Genomic DNA, 14,678 nt, shown 5'->3' with positions numbered 1-14,678 from the left:
CCGCGATTGTACCAGCGGCGCCTGACACGGCGCGGCGCGGGGTGGCCGCGGGACATGGTCATGACATGGCCTTGCGCCGATAATGTGCGGCACGCTTTCACGACCCGTTCGCTCGACCTTTGTTCGCTCGCCCCCGGCGAGCCAGGAGATTCACATGCGCATTGAAACGTCATTTCTGTTCGATCTCGACGGCACGCTCGTCGACAGCGTCTATCAGCACGTGCTCGCGTGGAAGGAGGCGCTCGATGCCGAAGGCATCGAACTGTCGGTGTGGCGCATCCACCGCAAGATCGGCATGAGCGGCGGCCTGTTCCTGAATCAGCTGCTGCGGGAGACGTCGGGCAACCTCGACGCCGAGCGCGTCGAGCGCCTTGCCCGCCTGCATGCGGCCGCGTACCAGCGGCTGCGCGCGCAGGTCCGGCCGCTGCCCGGCGCGCGCGAATTGCTGGCCGCGCTGTCGGCGGCGGGCATCCGCTGGGCGATCGCGACCAGCGGACGGATGGAAACGGCCGCCATCAACCTCGAGGCGCTCGGCGTCGATCCGGCGAAGCACGTCGTGGTCACGCGCGACCAGGTCAAGTACGCGAAACCCGACCCCGACCTGTTCCTGACGGCCGCCGCGCAACTGAACGTGCCGATCGAACACACGGTCGTGGTCGGCGACAGCATCTGGGACATGCTCGCCGCGAGCCGCTGCCGTTCGCTCGGCGTCGGACTGCTGTCGGGCGGTTACGGCAGCGACGAGCTGGAACGCGCGGGCGCGCTGCGCGTGTACGACGATCCGGCCGATCTGCTGTGGCATCTCGACGAGATCGCGGCGCGGCCGTAGGCGTCGGCCGGCCTGTCGGCGCTGACAACGGGGTTACACGACGGGCGGTGCAGCAATTGCGCACAATTGTCCGGCATTCACGTCGGGCTTCGCGGTAGGCACAAAGAGCGTGATGCGTACAACGTCAGGATCAACGCTCACTGCGAGCGACGCCTGCGCGTTTTTGCCAACAAATAATGACCACACGCGAATATCTGTGAAACCGTGAATTTCACGCATGCGAGAAACATAATTAGCGATTCGCGAGTAGACGCGATTATTTAATTCGCCGATCTATTACAAGATCACTTCCCCTGACATCAGTGGCCGCGATTCCGCATCCCGGTAGACTAGACGAGTTTCGATGAACGAATAGGCGTTGCCGACACGCTGACAGGAGCCGCCTGCATCTATCAGCAAGTCAAAGCGGAAACGCTGAGACAGCAGGAATGCGCTGCCGTTCGTCTCCTGCGAGGGCTGTCCGTTTCTTTACGCCGGTCTAGTACGCAGGATGATGTGACAGTTGTTTTCATTTTTTGCCGCTCGATTTTTTGGGGTGTGGATTAATTCTTTCCCCGTCCATTTCAAAGATCACTATCAGAAGCCCTATGCCGGACGTAAAGAAAGTGCCGCATTATGAAATCAAGACATCATCGATCCCATTCTCATTGCCGAAGTGGAAGGAATACGCTGGCGTCAACGGGTGTGTTCCCTTGAATACACCGCACGGGGTTTGCATGGACAAGCTTGCTCCGGGTGAACCCAAGCCCCTCAAGCCTCCCGAGTCCAAGCCAGCAAAACCCGAGGCGCTGAAAGCGCCTGATCCAGCAACGATGCCTCCACCCACGCAAGCATCGCCTCGCAAGTCGTCCGAGCCAGCCGACGCCGAAGATTGCGAGCATCCCCCTCCCTTCGACCTGCTGGATGTTCCTGAGGCGATGAAACGAATGAAGTGGCCTGTTGCGGCCAGGCTCGCCAGACGATGGTTCAGTGGCCCCAAGCACGTTTGGGACAACAGCTTCAAAACGGACCAGCCGTTTGACAATGCCACCGTCACCCTTGACTGGGCCCTCAAGTTTGGGAAAGTCAAAAAGCGGTATGACGAGCTTATCTCGAAAAATATCTACAATGAAAATGCCAGAGCAAGGTTGAGAGATATGCTGCGGCATGTGGTGAAAGAAAAATTCGCATCTTCGGTAGCTTTCGATTTTCAGACGGTCGGTGATAAAGGTAATCTCGTCGAATTTTGCAGAAAATGGCAATTTCAGCTCGTTAACGTGTCCAGCCTCGACACGACAGGAGGTCTCCCGTATGCACCGACAGATTTGACTGCTGCTCTGGCGAACTTCAACATCTATGCCGCCATTGGGCGTGCGGAGTTTTCCGGAGACAGATATTACAAATACGATAATCATGAAAAAACCAAATCCTACTGCATCGACTTGACCGCATCCATAACACATATCTATGCGTACATAAAAGATAGCTATTCCTTCAATGACGAGAAGTCGCCATCGAGTAGCCAGTACCTGGGACACTGGAATAAGAATGGCATGGTTATTACGAACGGAGGAAGAATCAGGGAGCTTCTGTATCGAGGCGGCGTCAATTCGAATCTTGGCAACTCCATCGAGGTTGAGTCGAAGATCAAATGGAAGTATCTGATCGATGATTTCCTGGATAAACCGATCGACACGCGAAAAGGTCTAGTCAAGAAATTCAGGTCGTGTGATGTGTACTATCCTGTTTTCAACAAAACCTACAACGACTGGCGAATCAAGCATAATCGCGGAGAGGATTTTGTGATATATTCCGAATTACGATATCTTAAATTGACAAATCCCATTAAATTAAGCCTGGGTGAAATATGCAGGTCACCAGAAAAAATTTAATCGTGATCGCGCTCGTTTTGGCGCTGGCGATTCTGTCTCTTACATTGCGGAAATCATACGAGGGTTGCGAAAGCTATACTCGGGCTCTTAACGGAGGAACGAAAGAGTTCGGTGGCGAGAAATACAAAATCGAGCTATGTGGGGCACGTCGCTCGTTTGGCGACGGCGACGAAATTCGGCTCCAAGTGATAGGGCCGGCAGGGGATGTGCTGGCGGAGCGGTATTTCGCGGTGCGCACGATTAACGATGCGGCCCCTCGGGAACTAGAGTACGGCGACGACAATATTTTCTACTACGACCAATCGAAGTCGTCTCCGTTGCGCTTCGTCGCCATGCCGCCTTCCAGGATGGACGGGTGGACGGCGCGAATACCTTTGCTGCAACGACTGATCGCGTCATTTTCATGACGAGCAGCATGCGATCGTCAGGACTCGCGTCGATCCAGCAGCGCTGCCAGGACGACCGCACGTCTCGATCGGGGTCGTAGCGGTAAACATAAAGGGCGCGCGCGGATCGCTCACCGGTTCCTTCCACGCGGGCCGCGCATGCAACGATGAACACCCGTCACCGCAACCGCCAAGCCGGTCAGTCGTCGTCCACGCGCTTGTCGATCAGGTACCGACCCCGCTCGACGCCCGCGCGCAGCGCGTCGACCTCGGTCAGCCACTCGGGGCCGGCCGGCTCCGGCACGATCAGCTCGATGCGCGCGCCGCCGACATACACCTGCACCTCGTCGCGCCACGCGCCGCGTTCGTCGCGCCGGGCCCAGACGAGGATTTCGTGACCGCGATACGGGTCGCGAACCTGTGCGTCCTGTTGATGTTGCATGGTGGCCTCCTGTCCTTATCTGCGATTCCGATGCAAAAAATGCGCGCCGCGTGACCACCGCGCGCGCGGCGAACCTTGTGCGCACGCGCCGTGCCCGGCCGGCACGCGGCTTGCGTCCCGTTACGTATCGACCGTATCGACAGTCTTGACCGCTCCGGGCCGCCTCGCGCGGGCCGCAAGGATTTCCCATCATGATCGGCCACCTCGAACTTCTCGGACGCCTGCTGCTGGCCGCGCTGCTCGGCAGCGTGATAGGGCTCGAACGCGAACGCCTGAACTGGGCCGCCGGGCTGCGCACGCACATGCTCGTGTGCGTGGGCTCCGCGCTCGTGATGCTGGTGTCGACGTTCGGCTTCGAAGACGTGCGCGGGCAAAACGGCGTCGTGCTCGACCCGTCGCGGGTCGCCGCGCAGGTGGTGTCGGGCATCGGCTTTCTCGGCGCGGGCTCGATCCTACTGCGCGGCGAAGTCGTGCGCGGGCTGACGACCGCCGCGAGCCTGTGGGCAGTGGCCGGTGTCGGCCTTGCCGCGGGCGGCGGCATGGTGGTTGCGTCGGTCGGCGCGACGGCGATCGTGCTCGCGATCCTCGCGGGCGTGAAGCCGCTCGAGCGCCGCTTCATCGCGCAGCGCCAGCAACGCACGCTGCAGCTCGTGGTCGAGCGCGGCGGCCTGACGCTCGGCACGCTGCACGAAGCGCTCGGCCCGGGCCGGGTGCGCGTGAAGCGGTTCATCGTCCAGCAGTCGGACGACGATCCCGACACCGACGACATTTCCGTTTCGTTCTCGCGCACCAGCGGACCGGAATTCGCCGCCATCTGCGAAACGCTGCAAAGCATCGCCTGCGTACGGACCTGTCAACCCGATACCGCGTCAAGGAGCTTCGCGTGACCCGCGCCGACCTGCTCTCCCATCTCGTGTCGTGCCAGCTGGCCGCGCGCATGCGGTCCGGCGCATGGCTCTCGACCCGCCAGCTCGTGGACGCGCTGCGCGCATGGCTCGCCTGCCATCGCGCCGAATGCGGATGGCTCGAGCGGATCAAGATCGCGGATGCCTCGACGACGATCGCGCAAGGCATCTACGCCATCGCGGTCGCGCACGGCGATCCGGCCGGCGGCGAACGCGTGCGGCTCGATGCGGATTCGCCCGAACTGCAGGCGCTGCGCGCACGCTGCGACGCGCTGCTGCAGCATATCGACGGCGACCGGGACGTCGACGCGCGATGATCGTGCGGGATCACGCGACACGCGCCACGCGCCGACGCGACGGCCGACGGCGCCCCGCACGTTCCCGACCGTGTGCCCGGTGTTCTCGCTGGCCCCGACCCGGGCCCGTCCGGGCGAGCGGCCGGCCGACGTGGCCGTGCATCGCAGCGTGCGCGCACGGCATGCGTTCGCCCACTATCCGCCGGTCGCGCGAATGCACGTGACGCCCGCGGCGGGCACGTCGCTTGCGCGGTGAGCCGGTTTCGACCGGACGGAGCCCACCCATGCGAACCGACGCCCTCGACGGACAGGCACTCGACTACTGGTGCGCCCGCGCACTGTGCGTGGACGACGAAGACACGCTGCGCTTCACCGCCGTCACGCCGACCGTCGTCGTGACGGCCGCCTGCGACGCGTTCCGGCACCTCGGTGCCCCGTTCACGCCGTCGACATCGTGGGCCGACGCCGGCACGGTACTCGACCGCGTCGACGATCTGCGGATCACCCGCCACGGCGACGACGTCGAATGCGACGCCACCTTCGCCGACGGCCCGTCGACCTGCGGCGCGCACGCCCGCGATGCCCGCGTGGCGCTGCTGCGCGCGTTCGTCCGCGCGCGCTTCGGCGACGAGATCGACCCGCCGCCGCCGTTCGCGCATCGGATCGAACACGGCGCCGTGGTGCGCTACGACCCCGGCGTGCCGCTGCCCGACGCGGACGACGATCGCGGCACGGGCGACAGCACGGACATCCGCTCGATACCGCGCATGTAAGTGCATGCCTGTACCCAGCGTTCATGTAAAAACGACAGTCCCGGCACCGGCCGGCTTCCCGCACGCGCCTTGCCCGGCGGGACACCGCCCGGCGGGCACGCGGGTTGCGGCACATCGGCGCTATCGACTGCCGCCACCCGCCCCGCGCCACGCCATGGACTCCACGCCGACCTTCGCCCCGCATATCTATTTCTGCGACGCCCGCCTCGTCGGGCCGCTCGACGCATGGCCGCAGACATTCGCGCACATCGCGGGCATGGGCTTCGATCACGTGCTGGTCGGCGGCTTCTGGGCGGCGAGCGTCGCCGGCTTTCCGCGTCACGTGGCCGATTTCCGGCGTCCGGCCCACTCGTTCGCGACGCGTGCAAGCGCACTCGAAACCTTCTCGCGGCTCGCGCAGCTCGCGCACGGCCACGGCCTGCGCCTGCTGCTCGAAGCCGTGCCGGATCGCATCGCGCGCGACAACCCGTTGCGCGCCGAACATCCTGACTGGTACGTCGAGCGCACGCACGACGACGCGCTGATCGATCCGCGCGGCACCGCGCACGCGCTGGACGTCGCCCACGCGAACCTCGACAGCGACGCGGTACGCGACGGGCTTTCCGCGTGGTGGTGCGCGCACCTCGGCGCATTCGCCGATGCGGGTGCCGCCGGCTTCCTGGTCGACGCGCCGCATCACCTGCCGGCCGACTGGTGGCCGGGCTGGCGCGCGGCGCTGCGCCGGGCGCGCCCGGACGTCGCGGTGCTCGCGGGCGTGCCCGGCCATGCGCGGGACGCGCTCGCGCAGCTCGAAGGCACCGGGTTCGACGCGGTGTTTTCATCGGTACGCTGGTGGGACCTGCGCGCGCCGTGGTTCGTCGACGAGCACCGGCTGCTGCGGCGCATCGGCTCGCCGATCGCGTTTCCCGACGCGTTCGACGGCAAGCGCCTCGCCGACGACTGGCCCGACGCGCCGGACGATACCGTCGCCCGCGCCTATCGCCGCGCGCTGTGGGCGGCCGCGGCCGTCGGCACCGGCTGGCTCGTGCCGATGGGCTTCGAACGCGGCGTCACGGTGCCGCTGATGGCGCGCGACGCCGATGCAGCGCGCTACCGCGCCGCGTTCGAGCGCGCGCGCTTCGACCTGTCCGGCGCGATCGCCGATGCGAACGCGTGGCGCCGCGCCACGCCCGTCGCGGCCGCGCGCGGCGAGATCGTGCAGCTGAGCGCGCCCGGCGCGGCGGCGACCGCGCTGCTGCGCGGCATCGGGCCGTCGCTCGAACACGACGAAGCCGCGCTGCTGATCGCCCTGAATCCCGATCTCGACGCGGCGGCAACGGTCGACCCCGCGACGATCCTGCCCGGTGTGCCGGGCGGATTCACGCGGGTCGTCACGCACGACGGTGCGCAAGCCAATCCGCCCGCCGCGCTCGAGCCGTTCACGCTCGAACCCGGCGCATACGCGCTGCTGCATGCGTGGCCGGCCCCGCCCGCCACGACACGCGCCGACGCCGCGCGCGAGCGCGGCGCGCTGTCCGCCGCGCTCGCGGCCGACCGGATCGCGATCGAGCACGTCGAGCCATCGGTCGACGGCGGCCGCTTCGCGGTCAAGCGCGTGATCGGCGAGACGCTCGTCGTCCATGCATCGATCTTCACCGACGGGCACGCGCATCTCGCGGCCGCGCTGCAGTGGCGCGCCGCCTGCGACGACGACTGGCGCGAAATCCCGTTCGAAGCCGAACCGAACGACGGCTGGCACGCACGCGTCACGCTCGACCGGCTCGGCCGCCATGAGTTTCGCGTGATCGCGTGGCGCGACGACTGGGCGTCGCTCGTCGACGATGTCGCGAAGAAAGACGCGGCCGGCCAGGACGTGACGCTCGAACTGCGCGAAGCGCAGCTGCTGCTCGCGACCGCGCTCAGGCTCGCCGACCCGCTCGACGCGCGCGCGCTCGCGCGGATGGAACAGCTGGCCGCCGGGTTCAAGGACGCGCCGGCCGACGCGCGGCTCGCGCAACTCGGCGCGGCGCCGCTCGCCGATGCGTTCGCGGCGCTGCGCTACCGCCCGTTCGTCACGCACACGACGCCCTTCCCGGTCGACGTCGAGCGCCGCGCGGCGCGCTTCTCGAGCTGGTACGAGATGTTTCCGCGCTCGGCGAGCGACGATCCGGACCGGCACGGCACGTTCGACGACGTGATCGCGCACCTGCCGCGCATCCGCGACATGGGTTTCGACGTGCTGTATTTCCCGCCGATCCACCCGATCGGCACGACCGCGCGCAAGGGCCGCAACAACAGCCTGACGGCCGGCCCCGACGACGTCGGCAGCCCGTATGCGATCGGCTCGCCGGACGGCGGCCACACGGCCGTGCATCCGCAGCTCGGCACGCTCGAATCGTTCCGCGCGCTGGTCGACGCCGCGCGCAGTCACGGGCTCGAGATCGCGCTCGATTTCGCGATCCAGTGCTCGCCCGACCATCCGTGGCTCGCCGCGCATCCGGGCTGGTTCGCGTGGCGGCCCGACGGTTCGCTGCGCTTCGCGGAGAATCCGCCGAAGCGCTACCAGGACATCGTGAACCCCGATTTCTACGCGCCCGATGCGTTGCCCGACCTGTGGCTCGCGCTGCGCGACGCGATCCTGTTCTGGGTCGACGCGGGCGTGCGGATCTTCCGCGTCGACAACCCGCACACGAAGCCGCTGCCGTTCTGGGCGTGGATGATCGACGACGTGCGCGGCCGGCATCCGGACGTCGTGTTCCTGTCCGAGGCGTTCACGCGGCCGGGAATGATGTATCGCCTCGCGAAAGTCGGCTTCTCGCAGTCGTACACGTACTTCACGTGGCGCGAGTCGAAGCGCGAATTCATCGACTACCTGACCGAGCTGACGGCCGGCCCCGCGCGCGAGTTCTTCCGCCCGAACTTCTTCGTCAACACGCCCGACATCAACCCGCGCCACCTGCAGAACGCGCCGCGCACGCAGTTCGTGATCCGCGCGGCGCTCGCGGCGACGCTGGCCGGGTCGTGGGGCATGTACTCCGGCTTCGAGCTCGGCGAATCGGCGCCGCTGCCGGACAGCGAGGAATACGCGAACGCGGAGAAGTACGAGCTGCGCGCGCGCGACTGGCGCCGCGCCGCGCACATCGGCGCCGAGATCGCGCGGCTGAACCGCGCGCGCCGCGCTCACCCGGCACTGCAGACGCACCTCGGCATCACGTTCGCCGACGCGGACAACGACGCGGTGCTCGTGTTCGTGAAGGCGACACCGGCGTTCGACAGCGTGGTCGCCGTCGCGATCAGCACCGACCCGTGGCATCCGCAGGTCGCGAACTTCACGCTCGACGCATCGCTGTGGCGCGGTTTCGGGCTCGTCGACGGCGAACCGCTCGACGCGCTCGAACAGGACGCCACGCACGCGGAAACCTGGCGCGGGCATCGCCAGTACGTCTCGCTCGATCCGCACGTGCGGCCGTATGCGATCTGGCGGCTCACGCCGTCTCCAGGCGCCGCGCGGGCGGCGGCGCGCGAACCGGGCGACGCCCGGCCCATTTCGGGAGCCCATGGATGATGAAACGCGAAGATTCCCTCGACGACGTACGTCGCGCACAGTTCCCGTCGCTCGAGCCGGCCGGCACGCCGCGCCGGCGCCGCGCACGCCGCCGCGCACCGGCGCTCTGCGCGGACGATCCGCTGTGGTACAAGGACGCGATCATCTACCAGGTGCACGTGAAGTCGTTCTACGACTCGAACAACGACGGCATCGGCGATTTCCCCGGCCTGATCGCGAAGCTCGACTACATCGCTGAACTCGGCGTCGACACGATCTGGCTGCTGCCGTTCTACCCGTCGCCGCGCCGCGACGACGGCTACGACATCGCCGACTACCGCGACGTGCATCCCGACTACGGCACGCTCGCCGACGTGCGGCGCTTCATTCGCGAAGCCCATGCGCGCGGCATCCGCGTGATCACCGAGCTGGTGATCAACCACACGTCGGACCAGCATCCGTGGTTTCAGCGCGCGCGCCGCGCGAAACCGGGCTCGAACCACCGCGACTACTACGTGTGGTCCGACACCGACACGAAATACGCGGGCACGCGGATCATCTTCCTCGATACGGAAACGTCGAACTGGACCCACGACCCGCTCGCCGGCCAGTACTACTGGCACCGCTTCTATTCGCACCAGCCCGACCTGAATTTCGACAACCCGGCCGTCGTGCGCGAGGTGCTGCAGGTGATGCGCTTCTGGCTCGACCTCGGCATCGACGGGCTGCGGCTCGACGCGGTGCCGTATCTGGTCGAGCGCGAAGGCACGAACAACGAGAACCTGCCCGAGACGCACGCGATCCTCAAGCAGATCCGCGCGACGATCGACGCCGAGTACCCGAACCGGATGCTGCTCGCCGAAGCGAACCAGTGGCCGGAGGACGTGCAGGAGTATTTCGGCGACGAGAACGAATGCCACATGGCATTCCACTTCCCGCTGATGCCGCGCATCTACATGTCGATCGCGAGCGAGGACCGTTTCCCGATCGTCGACATCATGCGGCAGACGCCGGCGCTCGCGCCGAGCAACCAGTGGGCCGTGTTCCTGCGCAACCACGACGAGCTGACGCTCGAGATGGTCACCGACTCCGAGCGCGACCTGCTGTGGCAGACCTACGCGAGCGACCGGCGCGCGCGGCTGAACCTCGGCATCCGGCGCCGGCTCGCGCCGCTGATGGAACGCGACCGGCGCCGCATCGAGCTGATCAACTCGCTGCTGCTGTCGATGCCCGGCACGCCGGTGATCTATTACGGCGACGAACTCGGGATGGGCGACAACATCCATCTCGGCGACCGCGACGGCGTGCGCACGCCGATGCAGTGGTCGTCGGACCGCAACGGCGGCTTCTCGCGCGCCGACCCCGAACTGCTCGTCTTGCCGCCGGTGATGGGCTCGCTGTACGGCTATGACGCGGTCAACGTCGAGGCGCAGACGCGCGACCCGCATTCGCTGCTGAACTGGACGCGCCGCATCCTGTCGACCCGCCGCGCGTCGCAGGCGTTCGGGCGCGGCACGATCCGCTTCCTGCGCCCGGAGAACCGCAAGGTGCTCGCGTACCTGCGCGAGCTGGACGGCCACGATCCGGTGCTGTGCGTCGCGAACCTGTCGCGCGCGTCGCAGGCCGTCGAGCTCGACCTGTCCGGGTTCGCGGGCCGCGTACCGATCGAGATGACGTCGGATTCCCCGTTTCCGCCGATCGGCCAGCTCCCGTATCTCCTCACCTTCCCGCCGTACGGCTTCCTGTGGTTCGTGCTCGCCGAACATGGCCGCGAGCCGTCGTGGCGGCAGCCGCACGCGGAAGCGCTGCCCGAATACGTGACGCTCGTGATGCGGCGCGGCGAGGCGCGGCCGAACCTCGAGCAGCTGCACACGCTCGCGCACGACGCGCTGCCGTCGTGGCTCGCGCGGCGGCGCTGGTTCGCGTCGAAGGACCGCACGATCGGCGAAGCCAGGCTGAACGTCGTCACGCCGGTGCCGGGCGAGCCGTTCGAGTATGCGGAGGCCTGGGTCGAAGCGGGCGCGCAGCGCGACGTCGAACGCTACGTCGTGCCGCTCGCGGCCGCATGGGGCGGCGAGACCTCGCAGCCGCTGTTCACGCAGCTCGCGCTCGCGCGCGTGCGGCGCGGCCACACGATCGGCTACCTGACCGACGCGTTCGCGCTGCCGGCGTTCGCACGCGGGATGCTGCGCAAGCTGCGCGACGGCGCCGTGGTGCCGACCTCCGACGGCGGCCGCCTCGCGTTCCTGCCGGAAGACGCGCTCGCCGCGCTCGACCCCGGCGACGACGCCGAAGTGCGCTGGCTCGCGGCCGAGCAGAGCAACAGCTCGCTCGTGATCGGCGACGCGATCGTGCTGAAGCTGGTGCGCAAGGTCGCGCACGGCGTGCATCCGGAAGCGGAAATGAGCCGCTACCTGACGCGGATCGGCTACCCGAACACCGCGACGCTCGCGGGCGAAGTCGTGCACGTCGACCCGGACGGCACGCCGCACACGGTCGCGATCCTGCAGCGCTATGCGGACAACCAGGGCGACGCGTGGACGCGCTCGTTCGACTTCCTGCGCCGCGCGGTGGACGAGCTCGCGCTGCCGGCCGCGGACAACGACGAAACCGACGAAGCAGACGAGGAACCCGAAGCGCTGCTCGGCTACGCGGCGTTCGCGGGCATCATCGGCACGCGGCTCGGCCAGCTGCACGTCGCGCTCGCGCAGCCGTCCGACGACCCCGCGTTCGCGCCGGAGCGGGCGACGCCCGGCCATGTCGACGGCTGGTGCGCGGACGCGATCGCGTCGTTCGAGCAGGCGCTCGACGTGCTGCACACGCGGCTCGATGCGCTCGATCCCGCGATGCGCGCGGCGGCCGACACGCTGCTCGCATCGCGCGACGCGGCCGTGCGGGCCCTCGGCGCACTCGTGCCGCGCGCGCTCGACGCGCAATGCATGCGGATTCACGGCGATTTCCATCTGGGGCAGGTGCTCGACGTGCAGGGCGACGCGCTGCTGATCGACTTCGAAGGCGAGCCGGCGCGCCCGCTCGAGCGCCGCCGCGCGAAGTCGCATCCGCTGCGCGACGTGGCGGGCCTGCTGCGCTCGCTGTCGTATGTGAGCGCGACCGCGCAGTTTGCGATCGAGAAGGCGCCGCCGCAGGCGGCCGGCCGCAAGCGTGCGCTGTTCGACCGCTTCGGGCAGGCCGCCGCCGACCGTTTCGTCGACTGCTATCGCGCGGCCGCCGACCTCGCGCCCGCACGCTTCGTCGATCCGCGCTACGCCGACCGCCTGCTCGCGCTGTTCCTGATCGACAAGGCGTCGTACGAGCTGTGCTACGAAGCGGCGAACCGCCCCGACTGGCTGAGCGTGCCGGTCGGCGGGCTCGCGGCGCTGGTCGAACGGCTGCTCGACGACGGCGGCGCATCCGACGACGGAGGCACCCGATGACCGATACGCTGTTCGAACGGTCCGACATCGACGCGCTGCTCGCCGGACGTCATCCCGATCCGTTCGCGTGCCTCGGCCCGCACGGGCAGACCGGCCGCACCGTCGTGCGCGCGCTGCTGCCCGGCGCGACCGGCGTGCACGTGCTGTCGCCCGACGGCGACGAACTCGGCACGCTCGACTGCGTCGATCGCGCCGGCTGCTTCGCGGGAACGATCGCGCGCAACGGCGGCGCCCCGCACTACCTGCTCGCGGTCGACTGGCCGGACGCGCGGCAGGTGATCGACGATGCGTACGCGTTCGGCACGCTGCTCGACGACGCGACGCTCGCGCGCCTGTCGGCCGGCGATCCGGCCGCGGTGCTCGACTGCCTCGGCGCGACGCCGCTGCGCATCGACGACACCGACGGCGTGCGCTTCGCGGTCTGGGCGCCGAACGCGCAGCGCGTGTCGGTGGTCGGCGATTTCAACGCATGGGACGGCCGCCGCCATCCGATGCGGCTGCGGCAGCCGTCGGGCGTGTGGGAGCTGTTCGTGCCGGGCATCGGCGCGGGCGAGTGCTACAAGTACGAGCTGCGCGCGGCCGACGGGCGCGTGCTGCCGCACAAGGCCGACCCCTGTGCGCGCGCGACCGAGGCGCCGCCGCGCACGGCGTCGGTGGTCGCCGACGTCGCCGCGCTCGACGCGTTCGCGTGGCACGACGACGGCTGGATGCACGCGCGGCCGCGTGCCGACCGCTACCGCGTGCCGTGGTCGATCTACGAGGTGCACCCGGAATCGTGGCAACGCGTGCCCGACGAGATGAACCGCAGCGCGACGTGGGACGAACTCGCCGAGCGGCTGATTCCATACGCGCGGGGCATGGGCTTCACGCATATCGAGTTCATGCCGATCGCCGAGTACCCGTTCGGCGGGTCGTGGGGCTACCAGCCGCTCGCGCAGTTCGCGCCGTCCGCGCGCTTCGGGCCGGTCGACGGCTTCGCGCGCTTCGTCGACCGCGCGCATGCGGCCGGCATCGGCGTGCTCGTCGACTGGGTCCCCGCGCATTTCCCCGACGATCCGCATGGCCTGGCGCAGTTCGACGGCACCGCGCTGTACGAGCACGCCGACCCGCGCGAAGGCTTGCACCCCGACTGGCACACCTGCGTGTTCAACGTCGGGCGTACGGAAGTCGGCGCGTTCCTCGCCGCGTCGGCGCTCGCGTGGGCGCGCCGGTATCACGTCGACGGCATCCGCGTCGACGCCGTCGCGTCGATGCTGTACCGCGACTATTCGCGCAAGGAAGGCGAATGGGTGCCGAACGTGCACGGCGGCCGCGAGAACCTCGAATCGGTCGCGTTCCTGCGCATGCTGAACGACACGCTGCACGGTGCGGCCGCGCCGGCCGGCGTCGTCACCGTCGCGGAGGAATCGACCGCGTGGCCGGGCGTCACCGCGCCGACCGGCGACGGCGGGCTCGGCTTCGACTTCAAGTGGAACATGGGGTGGATGCACGACACGCTCGCGTACCTGCGCGAAGACCCGGTGCACCGCCGCTATCACCACGACCGGATGACGTTCGGGCTCGTCTACGCGTTCTCCGAGCGCTTCGTGCTGCCGCTGTCGCACGACGAGGTCGTGCACGGCAAGGGCTCGCTCGTCGCGAAGATGCCGGGCGACGCGTGGCAGCGGCTCGCGACGCTGCGCGCGTACTTCGGCTTCATGTGGGCGCACCCCGGCAAGAAACTGCTGTTCATGGGCAGCGAATTCGCGCAGTGGGCCGAGTTCGCGCACGACGCGACGCCGCACTGGGACCTGCTCGACGCGCCCGCGCATCGCGGCGTGCAGCGGCTCGTGCGCGACCTGAACCGCACGTACGCGGCGGAACCGGCATTGCATGCGCTCGACTGTCACGCGGCCGGCTTCTCCTGGCTGATCGGCGACGACCGCGACAACAGCGTGTTCGCGTTCGCGCGCCGCGACGACGCCGGGCACCTCGTGGTCGCCGTCTGCAACTTCACGCCGGTGCCGCGCGCGGCCTACCGCATCGGCCTGCCCGCCCCCGGGCAGTGGCGCGAACTGCTGAACACCGATGCCGCCCCGTACGGCGGCACCAACGCCGGCAACGACGGCGCCGTGTGGGCCGAGGCCGTGCCCGCGCACGGCGAGGCGTGGTCGGCACTGCTGCGCCTTCCGCCGCTCGCGACACTGTGGCTGACCCCCGCCTGATTACCCGCGCCCTCG

Annotated in this window: 10 protein-coding genes and 1 pseudogene; 10 read left to right on the top strand and 1 reads right to left on the bottom strand. The window is 68.1% G+C overall.

Annotation, left to right across the window (positions count from 1 at the left end):
* Positions 1-154: 154 nt before the first annotated feature.
* From E9536_RS22120 to E9536_RS22110, 3 genes are all read left to right on the top strand, one after another.
* Positions 155-829 (top strand): HAD family hydrolase, encoded by a 675-nt coding sequence (locus E9536_RS22120; protein WP_021161534.1) that lies wholly within the window; start codon positions 155-157, stop codon positions 827-829.
* A 716-nt stretch (positions 830-1,545) separates the two neighbouring features.
* The gene (locus tag E9536_RS22115; protein ID WP_247873491.1) at positions 1,546-2,700 is read left to right on the top strand and encodes a DUF6402 family protein; all 1,155 of its coding nucleotides are present in this window, start codon (positions 1,546-1,548) and stop codon (positions 2,698-2,700) included.
* Positions 2,701-2,702: 2 nt separating this feature from the next.
* Positions 2,703-3,107: a hypothetical protein gene (locus tag E9536_RS22110; protein ID WP_080981938.1), complete on the top strand. Its 405-nt coding sequence runs from the start codon at positions 2,703-2,705 to the stop codon at positions 3,105-3,107.
* 178 nt (positions 3,108-3,285) lie between these two features.
* Here the strand turns inward: E9536_RS22110 and E9536_RS22105 are convergent, their stop codons facing one another.
* Positions 3,286-3,528 (bottom strand): DUF6566 family protein, encoded by a 243-nt coding sequence (locus tag E9536_RS22105; protein WP_027792548.1) that lies wholly within the window; start codon positions 3,526-3,528, stop codon positions 3,286-3,288.
* A 191-nt stretch (positions 3,529-3,719) separates the two neighbouring features.
* On the opposite strand from E9536_RS22105, the gene E9536_RS22100 reads away from it, so the two are divergent.
* The 7 genes and pseudogenes from E9536_RS22100 (at position 3,720) to glgB (ending at position 14,663) form a co-directional block, all read left to right on the top strand.
* Positions 3,720-4,415 carry an MgtC/SapB family protein gene (locus E9536_RS22100; RefSeq protein WP_027792547.1) on the top strand — a complete coding sequence of 232 codons (696 nt, stop codon included), beginning with the start codon at positions 3,720-3,722 and terminating at the stop codon, positions 4,413-4,415.
* Complete coding sequence (locus tag E9536_RS22095) at positions 4,412-4,750, top strand: hypothetical protein (RefSeq protein WP_027792546.1); 339 nt, start codon at positions 4,412-4,414, stop codon at positions 4,748-4,750. The genes E9536_RS22100 and E9536_RS22095 overlap by 4 nt, the downstream gene beginning before the upstream one ends.
* Before the next feature lie 37 nt (positions 4,751-4,787).
* Positions 4,788-4,985: pseudogene (locus E9536_RS42150) on the top strand (endonuclease); the annotation flags it as partial.
* Positions 4,986-5,013: 28 nt separating this feature from the next.
* Complete coding sequence (locus E9536_RS22090; protein WP_027792545.1) at positions 5,014-5,502, top strand: phage protein NinX family protein; 489 nt, start codon at positions 5,014-5,016, stop codon at positions 5,500-5,502.
* 154 nt (positions 5,503-5,656) lie between these two features.
* Complete coding sequence (locus tag E9536_RS22085; protein ID WP_136470641.1) at positions 5,657-9,046, top strand: maltotransferase domain-containing protein; 3,390 nt, start codon at positions 5,657-5,659, stop codon at positions 9,044-9,046.
* Positions 9,046-12,459 (top strand): maltose alpha-D-glucosyltransferase, encoded by a 3,414-nt coding sequence (gene treS, locus E9536_RS22080; protein ID WP_060350146.1) that lies wholly within the window; start codon positions 9,046-9,048, stop codon positions 12,457-12,459. The genes E9536_RS22085 and treS overlap by 1 nt, the downstream gene beginning before the upstream one ends.
* A complete protein-coding gene (glgB, locus tag E9536_RS22075) occupies positions 12,456-14,663 on the top strand; it encodes a 1,4-alpha-glucan branching protein GlgB (protein ID WP_027792543.1) in 2,208 nt (735 codons plus the stop codon). Before treS ends, glgB begins: the two co-directional genes overlap by 4 nt.
* The last annotated feature ends 15 nt before the right edge of the window (positions 14,664-14,678 follow it).

Origin of the sequence: Burkholderia sp. LS-044 (assembly GCF_004803625.1) — a bacterium.
In the GTDB taxonomy this organism is placed as follows: domain Bacteria; phylum Pseudomonadota; class Gammaproteobacteria; order Burkholderiales; family Burkholderiaceae; genus Burkholderia; species Burkholderia cepacia.
This window is presented reverse-complemented; position numbering and strand designations above follow the sequence as displayed.